Annotated in this window: 14 protein-coding genes; 3 read left to right on the plus strand and 11 right to left on the minus strand. The window is 37.4% G+C overall.

Annotated elements, in window-relative coordinates; genetic code table 11:
• The first annotated feature begins 26 nt into the window (after positions 1–26).
• Together GFU89_RS03405 and GFU89_RS03410 are read left to right on the plus strand one after the other, a co-directional pair.
• Entirely contained in the window at positions 27–1019 is a 993-nt protein-coding gene (locus tag GFU89_RS03405; RefSeq protein WP_318845805.1) for an SDR family oxidoreductase, read from the plus strand.
• Between the two features lie 122 nt (positions 1020–1141).
• A complete protein-coding gene (locus GFU89_RS03410; RefSeq protein ID WP_318845806.1) occupies positions 1142–2989 on the plus strand; it encodes a chloride channel protein in 1848 nt (615 codons plus the stop codon).
• 162 nt (positions 2990–3151) lie between these two features.
• Here GFU89_RS03410 and GFU89_RS03415 read toward each other — a convergent pair whose 3' ends face one another.
• The 10 genes from GFU89_RS03415 to GFU89_RS03460 form a co-directional block, all read right to left on the minus strand.
• Positions 3152–4096, minus strand: coding sequence for an aldo/keto reductase (locus tag GFU89_RS03415; RefSeq protein WP_318845807.1), 945 nt, complete (start codon positions 4094–4096; stop codon positions 3152–3154).
• Positions 4097–4565: 469 nt separating this feature from the next.
• Entirely contained in the window at positions 4566–6374 is a 1809-nt protein-coding gene (locus tag GFU89_RS03420) for a hypothetical protein (protein WP_318845808.1), read from the minus strand.
• 425 nt (positions 6375–6799) lie between these two features.
• Positions 6800–7951, minus strand: a complete 1152-nt coding sequence (locus tag GFU89_RS03425) for an efflux RND transporter periplasmic adaptor subunit (protein WP_318845809.1) — start codon at positions 7949–7951, stop codon at positions 6800–6802.
• A 7-nt stretch (positions 7952–7958) separates the two neighbouring features.
• Positions 7959–12296 (minus strand): CusA/CzcA family heavy metal efflux RND transporter, encoded by a 4338-nt coding sequence (locus tag GFU89_RS03430; protein WP_318845810.1) that lies wholly within the window; start codon positions 12294–12296, stop codon positions 7959–7961.
• 272 nt (positions 12297–12568) lie between these two features.
• A complete protein-coding gene (locus GFU89_RS03435) occupies positions 12569–12931 on the minus strand; it encodes a hypothetical protein (protein ID WP_318845811.1) in 363 nt (120 codons plus the stop codon).
• Between the two features lie 134 nt (positions 12932–13065).
• Positions 13066–13635: a Crp/Fnr family transcriptional regulator gene (locus tag GFU89_RS03440; protein WP_318845812.1), complete on the minus strand. Its 570-nt coding sequence runs from the start codon at positions 13633–13635 to the stop codon at positions 13066–13068.
• Positions 13636–13688: 53 nt separating this feature from the next.
• Entirely contained in the window at positions 13689–14438 is a 750-nt protein-coding gene (locus GFU89_RS03445; protein WP_318845813.1) for a siderophore-interacting protein, read from the minus strand.
• Between the two features lie 2 nt (positions 14439–14440).
• Positions 14441–15616, minus strand: coding sequence for an MFS transporter (locus tag GFU89_RS03450; RefSeq protein ID WP_318845814.1), 1176 nt, complete (start codon positions 15614–15616; stop codon positions 14441–14443).
• An 85-nt stretch (positions 15617–15701) separates the two neighbouring features.
• Entirely contained in the window at positions 15702–16310 is a 609-nt protein-coding gene (locus GFU89_RS03455) for a hypothetical protein (RefSeq protein WP_318845815.1), read from the minus strand.
• A 580-nt stretch (positions 16311–16890) separates the two neighbouring features.
• On the minus strand, positions 16891–17673 hold the full coding sequence (locus GFU89_RS03460) for an AraC family transcriptional regulator (RefSeq protein WP_318845816.1): 783 nt from the start codon (positions 17671–17673) through the stop codon (positions 16891–16893).
• 71 nt (positions 17674–17744) lie between these two features.
• On the opposite strand from GFU89_RS03460, the gene GFU89_RS03465 reads away from it, so the two are divergent.
• The gene (locus GFU89_RS03465; RefSeq protein WP_318845817.1) at positions 17745–18950 is read left to right on the plus strand and encodes an MFS transporter; all 1206 of its coding nucleotides are present in this window, start codon (positions 17745–17747) and stop codon (positions 18948–18950) included.
• 106 nt (positions 18951–19056) lie between these two features.
• Here GFU89_RS03465 and GFU89_RS03470 read toward each other — a convergent pair whose 3' ends face one another.
• Positions 19057–19824, minus strand: a complete 768-nt coding sequence (locus GFU89_RS03470) for an MBL fold metallo-hydrolase (protein ID WP_318845818.1) — start codon at positions 19822–19824, stop codon at positions 19057–19059.
• Positions 19825–19902 lie beyond the last annotated feature (78 nt).

Below are 19902 nucleotides of genomic sequence, written 5' to 3' on the forward strand. Positions count from 1 at the left end.
ATACCAACACTTAAATCTCTATTATTATGAAAAATCAAAGAAGACCTCCTTTTTTTGGAGAAACAGTGGTCATTACCGGTGCTTCAAGTGGTATTGGGAAGGCAACAGCAGAAGCTTTTGCAGAACAGGGAGCAGATCTTGTTCTGGCGGCAAGAGGTGAAGAAGCTTTGAAAGAAACGGCAGAACTATGCAGAAAACTGGGGGCTACGGTGATTGCAGTTCCTACAGATACTTCTATAGCCGAAGACGTTGAAAATCTCGTTAAAGAAGCCCTTGAATTTAGTGGTAAAATTGATTACTGGGTGAATAATGCCGGAGTGCTGGCATTTGGTAAATTTGAGGAAATTCCTGTTGATATAAGCGATCAGATCGTGAAAACAAACCTGCTGGGATATATGCATTCAGCCCATGCGGTGCTTCCTGTTTTTAAGAAACAGAAAAAAGGAGTACTGCTTAACAATATTTCCATTGGCGGATGGATGCCTGCACCTTACGGAACAGCCTATACCGCCTCAAAATTTGGAGTTCGAGGTATGGTGGAAACATTACAGGGAGAAGTTTCAGACTTTCCTGATATTCATATCTGTGCCCTTTATCCCGGGTTTCAGAAATCTTCAGGAATAGAACATGCCGCTAATTACTCAGGAATAAAACTCAGTACGCCTCCTCCTTCATTTGACCCTCGTAAACTGGCAGCTTCTATTGTAGTGACTGCCAAAAACCCAAAAGAAGCTACCTACCCCGATTGGTCTGCAGTGGTATTTAAAAATCTATATGAAATGTTTCCGGGAGTCATCCGCTATATATCTTCAGCAGGAATGCGGATGGTCATGAAAAAAGCACATCAGGATAAAAACACCGGCGGAAATGTACAGGAACCTTCTAAAGGAGGTATGAGAATTGATGGGAAAACATTGTTCTCTATTCCTGCAAAATCTTTGATCTGGGCAGGTGCAGGACTCATTGGAGCAATAGCAGCAGGGCTATTATTGACGGGTAATTCTAAGAAAACAGGATAAATTTTGTCATAAATAAAGATGAGTAACAGACTTTAAGAAAAGTGTTTTTTAGTGTTTTTGTAAGATATTTCATAAATTTACGGAGCTGTATCTATTCACAACAGCATAAAAATGTTCCTAAAGTGAAAATTCACAACAAAAAAAAGTACCTGAGCTTCCTTAAATTTAAAAGAGATTTCCAAAAATACGGATTAGAAAAAGCACGCAGTTATGAGCTTATTCTGCATTGGCTGAACAACAGGCTGAGCCGAAATCAGTTTCTTGTTCTTTCCGGGATTCTGGTAGGCTGTACGGCTGGGCTTGCGGGAGTTATTCTGAAAACGCTGGTACACTACATCCACAATTTTATTACCAACAAAGTCCACTTTGAATATCAGATATTATTCTATATTGTCTTTCCTTTTTTAGGAATTGTTCTTACCACGATGATTGTTCTGACATTGTTCAAAGGACAGGACCGTAAAGGCATCGGGGCTATTCTCTATGAAATTGCACAGAATTCCAGTATTGTGGCTTCCGTTAAAATGTATTCCCAGGTGATACAGAGTGCAGTTACCGTTGGATTAGGAGGTTCAGCCGGATTGGAAAGTCCTATAGCTGTTACCGGAGCTGCTATTGGCTCAAACTATGCACAGACCTACAGGTTAAGCTACAAAGAGCGTACTTTATTGCTCGCCGCAGGTGCTACAGCAGGGATTGCTTCTGCATTCAATGCGCCTATTGCCGGAATTATGTTTGCCTTTGAAATTCTACTTACAGGAGTTGTTTTTACAGACTTTATTCCTTTGGTGGTGGCTGCTGTCTGTGGAAGTCTTTTATCGAGGATTTTGCTTCAGGAAGATGTTCTTTTCAGGTTTTATACAAGAGATCCGTTCAACTATAAAAATGTTCCTTATTATCTTATTTTAGGAATTGTAACAGGTTTGTATGCCCGTTATTTTGTTATTATTTCTCAAAAAGTAGAACATTTTATAAAAGGACTTCAGCTTTCCAGGATGCGTAAAGCAATGTTTGGTGGCGCTGTACTTTCATTACTATGCGTTCTTTTTCCACCCTTATTTGGCGAAGGATATGAAACCGTGAAAGCATTTACCAACGGAAATACCCATTCTATTATTGAAAACAGTTTTTTTAGGTATTTTGAGATCGGAGAATGGACTATTATTATATTTTTAATTCTGGTATTGCTTTTAAAAGCATTTGCCACTTCTTTTACCATATTCAGCGGTGGTAACGGAGGTAATTTTGCTCCTTCTTTATTTGCGGGAGGAACTTTAGGCTACTTATTTGCTTTGGTTTGCCAGCACATAGGTTTTACAGATGTTCCGGTAACGAATCTTGTTTTGGTAGGAATGGCCGGAGCAATGAGCGGCGTATTATATGCACCTCTTACTGCGATATTTCTGATTGCTGAATCAAGCTTCGGGTATGATTTGTTCATTCCTCTGATGATTGTTTCTGTGATGTCTTACCTTATAGCCAAATGGTTTTCCCCAATTTCTCCGGAACTGAAATCTTTAGCCGATGAAGGAAAGATATTCACCAATAAACATGATAAAAACCTTCTTTTTGCTTTGAGAACAGAAGATTTTATAGATCAGTATTCTCAAACTATTAACGAAAATGCTTCTGTCACTGAACTATTTGAAATGGTAAAGAATGGAGATAAAAATATTTTTGCCGTTGTAGATGATAACAGAAAGCTAAAGGGAATCCTTACTCTGGATGATATACGACCTTATCTTTTTAACAAAGAAATGGATGCTTCCCAGCTGGTTATTCAGATTATGAAAACGCCACCAGCTATACTTCATCGTGAAAACAAGCCACTGGAAATTCTTCAGACTTTTGATGACACAGGCGTATGGAATCTTCCGGTAGTCAGCGAGAATAATGATTTTATAGGCTTTATTTCAAAATCTTCAATTTTAATGAGCTACAGACAGCTGTTGAAAGAATATTCTGATTAATTGATAACTGAATAATCACAATCGAAGAACTAAAATTCTCCTCCATTGGAGGGGTGGCGAAAATTCGAAGAATTTTTGACGGGGTGGTTAGCGTTGTTAAATAATAAAAAATCCGTTCATTGCTGAACGGATTTAATTTTAGTCTATAATGAAAGTTGAAAATTAGTTGCTTGCGTTATTCAACAGATCAATATCTTCCTGATCCAGAATAAGTTTTGGTGCATTGAATACTGTTTCAAGCTGTGATGCACTTGTAGCACTTACAATGGGTGCCGTGATCAAAGGATTGGATAATAGCCATGCTAAAGAAACCGTTCCCTGAGTGGTATTATGTTTTGCACTTACTTGATCCAAAGCTTTTAACACTTCAAGCCCTTTATCATTTAAATATTTTCTTACGCCCTCACCTCTCGCACTTTTTACAAGATCTGCTTCATTACGGTATTTCCCCGTTAAGAAACCAGCTGCCAGAGACCAATAAGGAAATACGCTTACATCAAACTGTTCTGCCAGAGGCGCATAATTTCTCTCAAAGCCTTCTCTTTCCATCAGGTTATAATGAGGCTGCAATGCAACATATTTGGGAAGATTATTCTTTTCTGCAGCTTCAAATGATGCTTTTAAACGCTCTGGTGATAAATTAGAAGCTGCAATATAACGAACTTTTCCAGCTTTAATGATCTCATCATACGCTGAAAGCGTTTCCTCTACCGGAGTGATATTGTCATCAAAATGTGTATAATAGAGATCAATATGATCGGTCTGAAGCCTTTGCAGTGATTCATCTACTGATTGTAAGATATGTTTTCTGCTGATATCATAGCCATGTTCTTTAGTTTCAGAACCTACTTTGGTTGCCAAAACAATATCATTACGGTTAGAGCGACTTTTCATCCACTTTCCTATGATCTCTTCAGACTGTCCTCCTTTGCCGTTCACCCACCATGAATAAGTATCTGCAGTATCTACAAAATTGAATCCTGCTTCTGTAAAGCGGTCCAGTATATCAAAAGACTGTTTTTCATCCAGCGTCCATCCAAAAACATTTCCTCCGAAATTGATGGGTGCAATCGTTAAATCGGTGTTTTTGATCTTTCTTTTTTCCATAAAAATAATTTTACTAAGTGACCTCTAAGGTAAGGAATATTAAACCTGATGAATATTCAAAATAGCCATTCCCCTTATAGTTATTATTAATGGAAATACTGATGTCTACACAGTTTTTTTGATTAATGTTTTATAAACCTTTGCGCCTTTGCTATATTCCAACAATATGTAGCAAAAGAGCCAATTTGTTTTCACATTTTATGAAATGATTTTGGATAAGCGCAAAGACGCAAGATTTTTATTTGTAACATCGTTTATAAGGCGCAAGGATTTTATCGGAGATAAAATTGTATATCGTAAAAATTAGACACATACTTGCTTAAAATCTTTGAGTTTTTATCGGCTAAAAATTATGTATACTATTATAAATCTTAGCGCCTTTGCGTTTTGCCAACAAAAACAGCTGAAAAAACAAAAACAGCCTCCGCGTTGAAAGCTGTTTTTATTATCTATCAATTAAAAAATACGGTTATTTTTCAACCTGAGGAACCTCAATAGCAGTAAGCTGAAGTTTATATTCCTGTAATTGCAGGTTGATGGTTGATAATCCGTTGCTGAAGAATGATGATCCTTTAAAAAGGTCATGATAATATTCTATTCCTTCCAGTACATTTTTCTTGAAAGCATTCCATTTTTTTGTTTGGGAATGGGTAATCTGTACTGATGATTCTGTAATTTCCTTTCTCAGATAATCAACATACATTTTCAGTTCATTGATGAACATATTCGGGCGTTGTGTATGAGAAAGAATATTGGTATTTCCATAAATATGTTTTACCATTTCCGAAAGTGACACTTCTTTATCAAAAAAGGCAATATTGGGTCCGGGACATATCACAACACCTTGCTTTTCTCCTTTTATTTCAACATTCTGCTCCATATATGCTGCATTCACAAGTCCTACACATAAGCAGGCTTTATCAGTAATTTGAGACTTTCTTTGATCGAATTCCTTTTCTGTTAAGGTTTCCCGGTCAGCATACAATTCTTTCAGTTTGATATCCTGATACTTTTTAGAAGCGGTGCAGGTTCCTTCAGGAGAAAATTCCTTGCTTAGTGCCAGAAGCTTTTTGGGACACGAACTTCCATATTTGCCTTTAGCTTCTTTTTCATACTTCAATGTTTCATTTGAGGTCCCTTTTACGGTGTTGAAAGGAACTCCCAGAGGTGAAATATTACTCAGATACAAATCCTGTTCTTTTGCTTTTACAAGCAGATTTCGGGTTTCTGTGTCTACAGAAGTGGCTTCAGGCACCAGTAAAAATGGTGAACCCCATCCTACGCTGTCTACATTATAATTAGCCAATAGAAACTCATGTTCTTCAGAAGTTCCTACTCCACCCTGAACGGTAATTTTCATTTCTAAAGGTTCAGAAACCATTGATTTTCCTTTCTGTTCCAAAGCAGCTGTCATTAAGGTATGCGCTGACTGTATCAGATCATTTTTTTTCTGCTTAAATTCTTCCATAATGGGCCCAAGAAGCATTCCTTCTGTTGCAAAAGCATGCCCTCCGCAGTTCAATCCGGATTCTATTCTGTATTCTGAAACCCAAAGTCCTTTTTTAGCCAGAAAATTTCCCTGGATCATTGCAGAACGGAAGTCGCTTACTTTAAGAATAATTTTCTTTTTGATCTTTCCGTTTTCATCCGGAAAAAAGTCTTCAAACTCTTCCATATAGCTGTAGAGACGAGGATTCATCCCTGCAGAAAGAACCATTGATGATGACAGTTTGCTTTTGGCAAATCCTCGCAGTGAAGCATGGGCATCATTATACATTACCGGAAGCTGTTCATTGTTCTGATAATTGTCTTTATCCACTTTCGTCATGATATTGACGTCGATACTTCCCGGTTTTAGGTTGGATTCTATGAAGTTTTTAATATTGGTGCTCCAGTTATCTTTTTGATTAATAAGATTCTGAAGGCCGGTTTTAAGGTCCGAAGTATTCGGAAGTATGGCCATGAAGTCTTTTAATGCCTCAGTATTTTTGCTGATTTCCTGTTTGAAAGATTCAAATTTTTCATTCACGATATCATCCACCATATCCAGATAGGCAGTAACTCTTCTTGCCCTGTAATCGTCTGTTTTTGTTGAGATTCCAAAATAATTAAGATTAAACTTTTTGTTATAAAAGTTTTTCATCTTTTCCAGGATTTCATCATCAATGATAGAGATCACAGAAGAAATTCCATATTGTGCAACACGGATTGGGCTGTCTATGGTGTAAGCCAGTCCCATTACCGGAATATGGAAATTGTGCAAAGGTTTTTTTGTCATAAATTTTCGATAAAAGTTCTTTTCTTATTCATCTAAAAAATCCTTTAAAAACTATTCACTTCTTAAATATATTATTTTAAAATGAATTATGCATTAAATAATATTTTCTAAAATGAAAAACATGTCAAATGTCATTTTTTTCAATTGATTCAAATAAAAAAGATCAGCCGACTGACTGATCTTTTCGTATTGTAGTATGTTTTATTTTAACCACAAAAGGCGCAAAAGTTTTGAACATTTAAGTTTTTTAAGAGTCGGTTTTATGCTTAATAAGTACACTTAAGTTTTTTGAAAATCTTTGATTTTCGTCTTATGTGAACTTATTTGCATTAGTATTTTAAACTTACTTGGACTAAAGTGTTTTAAAATGAAAGCTTTTGTGACTTTTGTGGTTATGTAAATTGAATAAAAAACCTTAGCTTAAATTATTCTGCTTTGTTTTTAAGCATCATCAGAAGACTGTACGCTCCTTTCTGTACTATTTTCTTATCCTTTACAGCATCTGCTTTTACAATCTCCGTAAACTGATCATCAGAAATTCCGATTACTACAGGAATCATTTTGTAATTAGATTTTCCAAGATCTTCAAAAACATAATTTTTATTTTCAAAAGATACTACCGCTTCGTTGGGAAGCCCTTGTGTATAACGGCTGCTGATATTGACTTCCGCATTGATATACATTCCTTTTACAAACTCAGAATTTCCTGAAGATAACTTAGCAATGGCAGTTGCAGATCCCCCATTTTCAATACTTGGAACTACGCTTACAATTCTGGCGCTGGATTTCACATCTGGATTCTGATTGTTGTACACTAAAATTTCCTGCCCTACTTTCACATCATTCACATCATTTTCAAAGATTTTTAATTCCAAAAGCAATCCTGTGGGGTTGATCAGCTCAAATAAAGTATCTGCGGGATTGATGTATTGTCCATTGTTCACAAGAATCTTACTCACAAAACCGCTAAACGGTGCATAAATATTGATCTTACTTCTGATATTTCCGGTATGTAAACCTTTAGCATTGATTCCGATGATTCTCAGCTTTTCTTCAAGTCCTCTTAAAGTGGCATTAAGAGTAGAATAATCTGCCTGAGCGGTCTGCATCGTCTTATCACTGCTTGCTTTACTTGTATTAAGGTCTTTCTGGCGGTTAAAATTCAGTCTTGCGGCTTCAAGCTGTGCTTTTGTCACCAGATAATCCTGCTGAAGTTGTATAAATTGTGGATCTTCTACCACAGCAAGAACCTGTCCTTTGTTGAAATGACTTCCATTAATCACATTAATAGATTTGATGTGTCCGCCCATAATACTGGAAACCGAACTGATGTGGGAAGGTGCAATTTCGGCTTTTCCATTCAGTCGTACCAGCTTTTCCATATTCCTGTTCTGAATGGATGTAGTGGTAATTCCTACAGACTGAATCTGTTTTTCCGTAAGATGAACCGAATTTTCATTGTTTTTGGTGAATTTTGTGTTCTCGTAGACCGTTTTTTCTTCCTCTTTTTTTCCTGAACATGAAGATAAAGTAAAGAGTAAAGCAAGGCTGTATATTGATATATTCTTGAAATGCATGACGTTGTTATTTTGAAATTAAGAAATTAAGTTCGGCACTGATCTGATTCAGTTTTTCCAGCTGATCGATATAATCTGCCTTGGTTTTTACGGCCTGATTCACCAATATGACCCAATCCAGATAATCAATTTCTCCTACTTCCATCTGTTTCTGAGCCGTTTTTAAAATGGTTTCAGATTTTGGAAGCTGTTTTTGTTGATAATTTTCAATGATTCTCTGTTGGTTCATATAATTATTCAGTTGTTGTCTCAATCTGTTTTTAAGCTCAATTTCTTTTCTCTGATATTGATTTTCAGAGATGGCAATTTTTGCCTGTGCAGCCTTTGCCAAAGCTCTTTGTCCCTTTGTAAACAATGGAATTCCTACTCCCACCTGAACCGAATTGAAACGGTTGTTATTAATGTTTTTCATACTCTGGTTGGTATATCCAACAAGAAGATCCGGAAGAAGTTTGCTTTTCTCCAGCTGTACTTCGGCCTCTCCTACTTTGATCTGTTGCTGCAGATGCTGAAGTTCGGGATGTTGTTTTACCATTTCCTCAGAAATCTGAAGCCCAATATTCATTATCGGTTGATCAGCAACCGGTTGGTAAGAAGTTTCGGACTGAAGTAATAACTGAAGCTGGAGTTTTGCCATATTCAGATCATTTTCAAGGGTGTTCAGCTGCACTTTCACCTGTTCTTTCTGTATTTCAGCGGTTGATTCTTCCAGAATATTGGCTTCTCCTTTTTTTAATCTTAATCCGGCCTTATCAGCAAAATTATTGTACATCTGGCTGATATATTCCAATACTTTTTTCTTCTCCTGAAGTACCAATATTCTGTAGAAAACGTCTGTAACCTCTTTGGTAAGCTGTGTTTTGGTCAGATTCTGATTGATGATACTCGCAGACCATTCTGCATCCAGCATTTGTTTTCTTTTTGAATAGACTGTAGGGAAACTAAATCTCTGAGAGATTCCAAAAGAATTATCGGTTTCCTCTCCCTGAATCTGCCCAAATCCACCCGTAACTTCCGTCTGTGGAATATCCAGATAGCTGGCTTTCAGTTTTTCCTGATATTCAGATACTAATTTTGAGTTTTTAAGGGTTCCATTTTGCTGATAAGCCTTTTCCAATGCCTGGTCATAAGTAATATTTTCCTGAGCCTGAAAACTTCCGAAAGAGATCAGTAGTAAGAAAACAGACAGTTTTTTATAGTTGGATTTTTTAGAGAATTTCATTTTATCTTTATTAATATTTTCGAATAAAACATAGAGAATAGGAAGTACAAAAAGGGTGAGAAGTGTAGCGAGCATCAATCCACCAATAACAACGGTGGCCAAAGGTCGCTGTACTTCTGCTCCGGCACCGTTGCTGATCGCCATAGGAAGGAATCCTAATGAAGCAACAAAAGCAGTCATTAAAACCGGACGAAGTCTGATTTTTGTCCCTATCAGTACAATTCTATTCGTGTTGGATATTCCGTTCTTTTTCAATCTGTTAAATTCTGATATCAAAACAATTCCATTAAGTACGGCGACTCCGAATAAAGCGATGAATCCTACCCCCGCACTGATACTGAAAGGCATTCCTCTCAACGCCAGAAAATAAACACCTCCAATGGCTGACAATGGAATGGCAGTATAGATCAGTAAGCTGTGTTTTACAGAACCAAAAGCAAAGAACAGCAACAGGAAGATCATCACTAATGAAATAGGAACAGCTACTCCGAGTCTGGCTTTGGCTTCATTTAAATTTTCAAAAGCTCCTCCATAAGAAACGATATATCCAGGCGATAATTTCAAGTTTTTACCCGCCTTTTGCTGAAGCTCTTCCACTATACTCTGAACATCTCTTCCTCTTGCATTAAATCCTACGATAATTCTTCTTTTGGTATCTTCTCTCTGGATCTGGTTTGGGCTGTTTTTAAGCTTTACATTAGCCAGCTGTGATAATGGGATCTGCTCTCCTGAAGCGGTCGGTATCAAAAGATTCCGGATACTGGTGATGTCTTTTTTATGTTCATTATCCATTCGGACAACGATATCAAACTTCTTCTCTCCTTCGTATAAAGCACCTGCCGTCTGTCCTGCAAAAGCCATATTGACAGCCTTGTTGATATCAGCTACGGAAATATTATAACGGGATAGCTCTGAACGGTTATAATCAATCACAACCTGTGGAGCTCCTACAACGGGCTCAATGTAAAGGTCCTGAGCTCCTTTTACTGTATTGATGATACTTCCTATATTTTTTGCGTAAGTGGCAAGGCTGTCCAAATCTTCTCCATAAATTTTACATACAACATCCTGTCTGGCTCCGGTCATCAGCTCATTGAATCGCATTTGTACAGGAAACTGGAAACTGGTGGTCAATCCTGGGATAACGCTTAATGCCTTACTCATTTTATCAGATAGTTCTGGAAATGTTTTTGCAGAAGTCCATTCCTTTTTAGGTTTTAAAACAATGATCATATCTCCGGAATCCATGGGCATCGGTTCTGTAGGAATTTCTGCACTGCCAATCTTCATAACCACCTTTTCTATTTCTGGAAACTGGGTTAAAAGGATATTGGCTGCCTGAGTGGTTGCTTTTTTGGTTTCGTTAATATTGCTTCCCTGAAGGATTCTCATTTCAACCGCAAAATCACCTTCTTCCAAAGATGGAATGAATTCACCACCCATTCTGGAAAGGGTAAAAATAGCACCAGCAAAAAGTACTATTACTCCCAGAATAATAGTTTTTCTGTATTTAAGAGCTTTTATCAGGAATTTCTGGTGGCCTGCTTCCACTTTGCCCATTACGCGGTCTGAAATATTTTCTTTTTCTTTCTTCTTTCTGCTCAATACCAGAGCGCTCATCATAGGAATATAAGTAAGGGAAAGAATAAATGCACCAATCAGGGCAAATGCAACGGTCTGAGCCATTGGTTTAAACATTTTACCTTCAATTCCCTGAAGCGTAAAAATCGGAAGATATACAATTAAGATAATGATCTGCCCGAAAACCGCACTGTTCACCATTTTGGTAGCAGAACCGGAAACCTGGTCATCCATTTCTTTTTTGCTGAGCATATTGTCTTTTCCGAAATGCTTTTTGTGGGCCAGCTGATGCAGCACCGCTTCTACGATGATGACGGCACCGTCTACAATAAGCCCGAAATCAAGTGCTCCAAGACTCATCAGATTTCCTCCTACACCAAAAATATTCATCATGATGATAGCAAAAAGCATGGCTAAAGGAATTACGGAAGCTACCAATAATCCTGCTCTGAAGTTTCCTAAGAATACAACCAGAATGAAGACAACAATCAAAGCTCCTTCCATTAGGTTTGTTTTTACCGTACTGATGGTATTATTTACCATTTTAGCACGGTCAAGAAAAGGTTCAATAACAACACCTTCAGGTAATGATTCCTGAATTTTTTCCAGTCTTTGTTTAATATTTCCTATCACTACGTTGGCATTCTCCCCTTTCAGCATCAGTACAATAGCTCCGGATACTTCTCCGGTATCATTATAGGTCATGGCGCCATATCTTGTTGCATAACCTATCTTCACGGAAGCAACATCTTTAATGTGTACCGGAATACCTTCTTTGGTTTCTGCCACCTGAATACTTCCGATATCTTCCGTACTTCCCAGAAGTCCTTCACTGCGGATAAACAGAACGGTTTCTTTCTTCTCAATATAAGCACCTCCTGTATTTTGGTTATTCTTCTCCAATGCCCCAAAAACATCGTTGATATTGATGTTGAATGCCTGAAGTTTGTTAGGATTAATGGTAATTTCATATTGCTTCAGTTTTCCACCGAAGCTGCTGACATCAGCCACTCCTTTAGTTCCCAGAAGCTGTCTTCTGACTACCCAATCCTGAATAGTTCTGAGTTCAGTTTCATCATAAACATTTTCATATCCTTTTTTGGCTCTTACAACATATTGGAAAATTTCCCCCAATCCTGTAGAAATTGGTCCCAGTTCCGGTTTTCCGATTCCTTCCGGGATATTGTCCTGAACAAGTTGTAAACGTTCCTGAACCTGTTGGCGTGCCCAATAGACATCAGTCTTATCATCAAAAACTACCGTTACTAATGAAAGTCCGAAACGGGAAAAACTTCTAAGTTCTGTAATTCCGCTGATGTTGCTGGTTGCCTGTTCAATAGGAAATGTAACAAGACGTTCTATATCTGCCGCACCGTAAGAAGGCGCTGTGGTAATGATCTGGACCTGATTATTCGTAATGTCCGGCTGAGCATCTATGGGGAGTTTTGTGGTTTCATAGACCCCCAAAAGGATAAGCCCCACTGTAAACAGAGCAATGATGAGCTTATTCTTTACAGAAAACTCAATAATTTTATTTAACATGGAAAAAATTATTAATTGATAACCCGGAGTGTCTTATAAAAGTTGCTGAAGTCTTTATTTGTTCAGTTACAGAAGTAAAGAAGACATCATACCATTCAGTAAGAATATCTACTTGATACTCATCTGTTTTGTTGTAAACTTATCATTCTGAAAAATTTAAACAAAATGTAGTAAAGACATCATAAACAGCGTTATAATGCACGAAAGGTTAAATTGATATGTAATAATAAATGGACTGCTTTAAAGCTAAAGCAATGTCAGTATAAAATCAGTTAAGAAAGCCGTGGAGGCTGGAAAATCTGAGAAAGGTAATGATTGGAAAAATCTTTTTCCTTATAAATACTGTTTTTTGGGGAAACAGTAATTTCTTTAGGTTTTTTTATTTCGAATGTCAGTTCCGGAAGCTGGGCATGTACAGTCAATACAATGGGTGGATTGATAAACGGCAGTTTCTGATCAGTATCCCAGTCAGAATCCTGTTTGTGATTATCATAATGTTCCATGACAAATTCTGATAAGCTTCCGTGGTATTCCATAAAATGTTCCACAAACATAGGTACCTTCAGTACTTCCCCCGCATTGGTGGTAGCCAGCACATACATCATTGAGCATAATATGGAGAACCATTTTAACATGGCTGCAAATATAAGGCTTAAATTTTTCTTAAACAGGCTCCAGTATTAATTTTTTGATAATTTTAGCCAGTTTAAAAGTGGTTTAAATAAATACTAGCTATTCCTAAATAATGTTAGGTTTATCAAACAAAAAATCAAAGTCTTGACTTCAATCTGCTTAGAGTTTCCTGGGAGATATTAAGATAGGAAGCCACCATTTTATTAGAAAGTCTTCTTACTACAACAGGATTTTCATCCAGCAGCTGACGGTATTTTTCAAGGGCATCCTGAACCAGGAAAGACATCAGTCTCTTTGTATTATTCACATAAGCAGTTTCCAGATATATTCTGTAAAACTTTTCCCATTGTGGAATAATATCCAGGAGATGATAAAAATTTTTATGAGTGATATAATATACTTCTGAATCCTCCACGGCTTCAATGAATTCATCGGAGGGTTCAGAAGTAATAAAACTGGTAAGTGCTGTTGCAAACTGATTTTCAAAGGCAAAATAGCGGGTGGAATCCTGCCCTTCTTCATTGATGAAAAATATACGGAGACAGCCATTTACCACAAAAAATGTTCTTTGGCTGTATTGTCCGTTAGAAAGGAGCATCTCATTCTTTTTTAATTGAGCAAGCCTGAAATAAGAAAGAATGGTTTCCAATTCTTTATCCGTTACTGATATTCTATTTTTAATATATGAAGTTAAAATTTCCTGCATGTAAGCAAAAATAGCAATAAATGGCTTTGCTTACCTCTTTTATTCCACATTGTCTATGGGGTTTCTGCCTGTCCGGCTTTCCAGTATGAACAAATATACAAACCATGTGGATCCCACTGCAGAGTTGTTTTGAAATGGGTACGAAGTTCCTGTACGGTTGCATATTCTGCAGCGATATAGACATATTCTTTCAAAACTCCTGAGGGAAACTGAACAGATTTTACAACTTCTGCGAGCCGGCTTCCCTCTTCCGGATGAGGATTGTGAAGCCATTCAATTGAAATATTTGCTGCGGAACACAGAATAAGTTCATCATCCTTATCTGTAACTTCCAATATTATTTTTGCGGTCACATAAGGAGGAAACTGCTCTGCAATGGCACAAATAATGGGTAAGGCTGTTGCATCTCCTGCCAGCAGATAAAAATCGGCATCAGGAATCAGAGGCCTTGTACTTTCTTTCATTCCTATTTCCAAAGAATCACCGGATTTCGCTTGTGATGCCCAGGCAGAAGCAGGTCCGTTATCACCATGGGCAACAAAATCTATACTTAATTCCCTATTTTCCAGATCAATTTTTCTGTTGGTATATGTTCTGATTAAAGGAACGCCTCCCTCTTCAGCCGGAACAAAGATTTTATTATTAGAACCTGAACGTACATTGGCTAGCAGTTCAATCTGATGTTCATTGATTTCAAATACTACACGAATAAGATGTGGAGTAAGATATTGTTTATTTTTAACGATAAATGCAGAACGTATTTTTTTAGTTTTCTCTGCCTGAGTGATTATAGATTTTTCCATTTTTATTTTTTATTAAATAGTAAAATAAGCATAGACAGAACACAGCTGATTCCTCCGAACAGATAGACTGTCTGATAATCAAACCAGCCCGCAATCAGTCCTGCTATTGGCCCTGCCAGTCCTAATGAAAGGTCAACGAAAGCCACGTAGGCTCCTAATGCGGTTCCTCTCATTTGTGGTTTTACTTTTTGAATGGCAAGAACTCCCAAAGCCGGAAAGACCAATGAAAATCCCACCCCGGTCAATCCACATCCGATAATGGCTAATGTTTTGGAAGCAGATGTCCAGATCAGCAGCTGCCCTGCCACTTCGATGATCAGAGAGAGGAATGCAATCTTAAAACCTCCGTATTTATCAGGAAAAGAAGCAAAGAAAATTCGGGTAAGAACATAGCATATTCCGAAGACCATAAAAGCAAGTGAAGCATCTCCCCAATGCTTTTGTGAGAAAAATAAAGCAATAAAAGAAGCAATGCATCCAAAAGCCATTGATGAGAAAGCAAGACTCAGCCCCTGACCTGATACTGCACCAATTACTTTGTAGAAAGGCGTTCGTACGTGATCTTTATCTACAGGAATAGAAGGCAGTTTGGCGGTAGAAAGCCAGCTTACAAGAGGAAGCAGGGCCATAAGGATAAAGGCAGGCAGCATATTGTATTCTTTACTCAACCAGATGCTGACAGGAGCTCCCATCGAAATTCCTGCATACATGGCAATACCGTTCCAAGTCATTACTTTCCCGGAATTGGAGTGTCCTACCAGCCCTATTCCCCACGTTAATGCTCCGGTAACCAGAAAGCTTTCCCCAATACCATGGATGATTCTTGCCACCAGCAGAAAAACAAGTGCCAGTAGCGGATGAGCCTGAAACAGTACTGCCAGTATATACATAATCCCGGCAATAACAGCTAATACCACCCCGGACATTTTACTTTTCTTGGCACCTTTAGTATCTGTAATCTTCCCAGAATACGCGCGGGTCAAAAGTGTTGACAATGACTGGAGACCAATAACAAGCCCCACGATAACGCTGTCAAAACCTAATGTGTTCTGGACAAACCCGGGAAGTATTCCCAAAGCAATTCCTATCGTAAGGTAAACTCCGAATACCGAAATGATAATGGGAGCGGTCGCCTGATAAAAATTAATAGTCTGCCCTTTTTCTAATGTTGTACTCATAAATTTTGATTAAAATATTCGGGTGCAAATGTCCCTGTACAACAAATACTAAACTTTGATCTAGATCAAAAAAGGCAGAAAATAGTTATTCAAAATCTAAAAAACCATCGGTAAGCTGTTTCCATTGTATTTTGGCGGCTCCCATCATTCCTCCTGCAGCGGTAACAAGATTCCTGATGATATCAAGGAACTTCGCGTTCAGATTAGGTCTTTCATTTCGCCCGTATACTGCTGCTTTTAAATGAGCCGGACTTTTCGATATCATAAAGGTAGAGCTTGCTCCGGAACTGTAAAAATGAGCAATATGGCGGTTCTTTTTACTTTCAGGATTTCTGGATGGCCTGCAGGTCATTGTTATGCTTTCAGCAAAGCTGTTCTGGTAGAAGCAGATATCTGTAATCTCTACCCAATCATATCCTTTGGCCTCAGGTTCTCCCGGCCCCGGAATATCAATCCTGATGAAATCTCCTTTTTGTGGTTCACGATCTACCGGATTGCTACCGAAGTCATAAAGCTTAAATGCTGCAAATGCCTTCCCACAATAACTTTCCCACTTATTGACTGAGAACAATCTTTCTTTTAATGTTTCAAACTTCAACGACATCAAGTCCTGCTCAAATAACTTTCTGGTTTCCGTATCATGGAAACCTCCGAATTTTTGTTTAGGAACTCCTTTGAATTTTTTGGGACTCATGCAATATGTTTTTTGAAAAAATACTGCAAAAAACTTATAGATTTTATGAGTAGAGTCATGAAAAAGTTAAACATATGTTTGAGTATTGGTTTAAAGAGTCCTTTGTTTTGATCATAATTCACTTTTTGGGACTTCTCTGTTTGAACTAAAAAACAGTTCACAATTCATCAGGGCGCGAATTATATTTAACTGGATATGTTTTTGTATAAATAATTTCGGAATCCTAAGTAAAACTAAAATCATTTAGAGAATATTTTTTTTTACTTAAAATAAATAATTTTTAAAAAAAATAAGCTTATGATGTTTTGCATAATGTGATTTTTGTTTATATTTGTGAATCGAAATAATTTTTTTTCATCATTTGTGTTTTTTTAAGGTCTCCATTCGTGGAGACCTTTTTATTTTAAATTATGTCATAATAGAATATTGACTGCTGAAGTGGAAAAATTGACTAAATGTGAAATATCTCTTTTTTTTAACAAGCCAATTGCTTTTCTACAAAGGATTACTCAAAGTTTTAAGATCTCAATAAGTCTCTTTTTCTATATATTTCGACCGCCTCTGGAAATGCTTTAAACGGCTATTGAATCGTTTTAATAAAATCTGTAGGCCTGAACTGCATCACAGACAAAAAACTTCTGGTATAGGCCTGCACGCTCTTGTACCCTACTTCATAAGCTGTCTCTGAAATGGTAAGATGGCCAGCGCTCAGAAACTCCAGACTTTTAATGATACGAAGCATCTGTTGATATTTGCTTAAGGTGAGCCCGGTTTCTTTTTTGAAAATACGCTCCAATGTACGAAAAGATAAAAGAGCTGTATCGCTGAGATCTCCCATCTTTATTTCATCCCGGTAGTGATTATGCAGATGTTCAATGACTTTTGTAAGGCGCTGATCTTTTGGAAGAATAATGTGAAGTGTCAATGAATGTTCTACAAATCTTGGAAGTTCGTTGAAGAGTGCTTTCAGAAATAGATTTTCATTATCATCTGAAGTCATTTGCTTAGACCATTTTTCTGCATATTTTATCATTTCTTTTAAAACTGGAGGAACAGAAAACACGTTGATCTCATGATAAAAGGGATTCTTTATACTAATATCTGCAAACATGATCATCAGTTTGATCTTTTCGGAATGGGAATTTGTTTTGTGAACGGCATTCGGAGGAATCCATACGGCATGGTTTTGTGGGAGAAGGTAGATTTTCTCTTCAATGGTAATGTACTGAAAACCGTTTTCCACATATACCAGCTGGCCCTTCTGGTGGTTATGGAAAACATCATCATGAACCCAGTTTTCTTCAAACCATACAAAGTAAGGCTTCTTCAGATCATCTATTTTTATATTGTCGATAGCATCCATGTCGTTTTAGGTTAAAACTTTGGCAAAATTAAACAAAATTACTATATTAATTTTGTGCAAAAGTTTTTATTATGATGAAGAATGAAGTAAAAAGGAATGCTTCGTATGTTTTATTAATCATTAATGTTCTGGTGGTTATATTAATTTCCAGTAACCTCCGTTCACCCATTGTGGCTGTGGCTCCTGTGTTGGGCGAAGTAAGAGATGCATTGAAGCTGGATAATTTTCAGGTGAGTCTCCTTACCTCTATCCCACTGTTTATGTTTGCAGCCTGTTCTGTGCTGGTGAGTAAGTTTTCCAATAAGTTCGGCATCAGTAAACTTCTGATGTATTCCCTGATTATTTTAAGTTTTGGCTTATTTCTACGAATCAGCGGATCTCTTTGGCTGTTGTTTTTAGGTTCTATATTTATTGGATTAGGAATATGCATTGGAAACGTGGTCACTCCGGGATATGTTAAAAATAATTTCCCGAAGCAGATTGGGCTTATGACAGGAATTTTTGCTGTATCCATGAATCTTACAGCGGCTTTAGCCTCTGGTTTCAGTGTGAAAATCGGAGAACTGACCGGGTTTGGATGGAAAGGTTCTTTGGGAATCTGGCTGGTTATTGCAGCATTGGGTTTCCTTGTTTTAGCATTGGAATTTATCTTTAATAAAAGAAATTCGAATCAACCAAAAACAGCACTCAGTACTTCTGATTTTAATATGTTTAAATCTGCCCAGGCATGGAATATCAGCGTTTTTATGGGCCTGCAGTCTTTATTTTATTACTGTCTTGTGGCCTGGCTGCCTTCATTTCTTGCAGATTTTCATATGCAGGGAGAAAGCTCCGGATGGGTCTTCTTTGTGATTCAGATTACAATGATTCCGGTGACGTTCTGCTGCCCGATTATTGCCAGTAAAATGAAAGACCAAAGGGTAATGATACTTTTCATATGCGCTCTGATGTTTGGAAGTACGATGATGTTTGTGTTTCTGAAATCTCAGTGGATCTATGTGAATGCTGTTATCATCGGGATTTCTAACGGATTGTCTTTCAGTTTGTCTATCCTGTTTTTTTCTACGAGAACAAAAAGCAGTATCAATGCTGTTAAAATATCGGGAATGGCACAGTCTGTAGGATATCTGATTGCTGCATTTGGACCTCCATTATTTGGAAAACTTCATGACTTGGATATTTCCTGGAACAGCTCATTTTATTTGTTAAGTTTCGCGGTAATGCTGATGTTGTATTTTGGACTGAAGGCTGCAAGAAATAAATGTGTAGAGGATTAAAAGTGATTATTCATACAATAAAAAGGATAGAATTCTGATTCTATCCTTTTTATATTTTGAGTGTCTTTAATTTTTACAGTATCAAAGTAAAAGACCTGTATATAAGTTAAAAATGAAGCTCCACTTCTTCTCCATTATCAGGAACAAAACATCTTTTGTCTAATCCATTTTCATTGATCTTTTCCCGGATGAATTTCCGGTCTTCTTTACAATGGCTTACTGCTTCCAGGTGAGTAACCCAAACAGTGGATTCCGGAGCGTATTCACAGACTTTCATAATATCTTCACTAGTCATAATAATAGAATCTCCCACTGAAAAAGTGGCTGCTCCTCCTGCAACAATAATATGTTGTGGCTGATGCTTATCAATTTCCTGTGCAATTTCGTCATACCAGATGCTGTCACCTGTAATATAAACGGATTTATTTTCTGTTTTAAAAACAAAACCATTCACGAGTCCCATTTTTTCTCCAATTTCTCCGGTTCCATGCTGGCCTTTGGTCGTAGATATTTCAATATTTTTCCATTGAATCCTGTCATTAACAGCAATAATTTTTGTAAAACCCTGTTCTGTAATCTGTTCCGAAATAACATCTGAACAGATGATCGGAATATTTTTGTCAAGAAGTTCGATAGCTGCGGTGTCCCAATGATCGGGATGAAGATGGGTAACCACTACAGCATCTACTGTTTCCAGTTTTAGCTTTAATTCTTCCTTGCTAAAAGGCAGGTCTACCAGAGGATTCAGTAATTCGTTGTCTACCATTGGGAATTTTCCAAGAGACCCTTTTTCGCCAAGCATTGGATCTACGAGGATGGAAAATCCATCAATATTCAATAGCAATGTTGCATTGCGCCATAATTGTAATTTCATTTTGACTAAGTTTGTACAGCAAAGCTATTGCCGGATTGAAGTAAAACAATCGAAGGTTACCAAAAGGTTAACCATAAA

Origin of the sequence: Chryseobacterium sp. JV558, assembly GCF_033712365.1 — a bacterium.
In the GTDB taxonomy this organism is placed as follows: domain Bacteria; phylum Bacteroidota; class Bacteroidia; order Flavobacteriales; family Weeksellaceae; genus Chryseobacterium.

What these genes read in the sequence shown, in the direction of transcription:
- GFU89_RS03405 (WP_318845805.1), top strand. Translation starts at nt 27, where the DNA reads ATGAAAAATCAAAGAAGACCTCCTTTTTTTGGAGAAACAGTGGTCATT.
- GFU89_RS03415 (WP_318845807.1), bottom strand. Translation starts at nt 4,096, where the DNA reads ATGGAAAAAAGAAAGATCAAAAACACCGATTTAACGATTGCACCCATC.
- GFU89_RS03420 (WP_318845808.1), bottom strand. Translation starts at nt 6,374, where the DNA reads ATGACAAAAAAACCTTTGCACAATTTCCATATTCCGGTAATGGGACTG.
- GFU89_RS03425 (WP_318845809.1), bottom strand. Translation starts at nt 7,951, where the DNA reads ATGCATTTCAAGAATATATCAATATACAGCCTTGCTTTACTCTTTACT.
- GFU89_RS03430 (WP_318845810.1), bottom strand. Translation starts at nt 12,296, where the DNA reads ATGTTAAATAAAATTATTGAGTTTTCTGTAAAGAATAAGCTCATCATT.
- GFU89_RS03435 (WP_318845811.1), bottom strand. Translation starts at nt 12,931, where the DNA reads ATGTTAAAATGGTTCTCCATATTATGCTCAATGATGTATGTGCTGGCT.
- GFU89_RS03440 (WP_318845812.1), bottom strand. Translation starts at nt 13,635, where the DNA reads ATGCAGGAAATTTTAACTTCATATATTAAAAATAGAATATCAGTAACG.
- GFU89_RS03445 (WP_318845813.1), bottom strand. Translation starts at nt 14,438, where the DNA reads ATGGAAAAATCTATAATCACTCAGGCAGAGAAAACTAAAAAAATACGT.
- GFU89_RS03450 (WP_318845814.1), bottom strand. Translation starts at nt 15,616, where the DNA reads ATGAGTACAACATTAGAAAAAGGGCAGACTATTAATTTTTATCAGGCG.
- GFU89_RS03455 (WP_318845815.1), bottom strand. Translation starts at nt 16,310, where the DNA reads ATGAGTCCCAAAAAATTCAAAGGAGTTCCTAAACAAAAATTCGGAGGT.
- GFU89_RS03460 (WP_318845816.1), bottom strand. Translation starts at nt 17,673, where the DNA reads ATGGATGCTATCGACAATATAAAAATAGATGATCTGAAGAAGCCTTAC.
- GFU89_RS03465 (WP_318845817.1), top strand. Translation starts at nt 17,745, where the DNA reads ATGATGAAGAATGAAGTAAAAAGGAATGCTTCGTATGTTTTATTAATC.
- GFU89_RS03470 (WP_318845818.1), bottom strand. Translation starts at nt 19,824, where the DNA reads ATGAAATTACAATTATGGCGCAATGCAACATTGCTATTGAATATTGAT.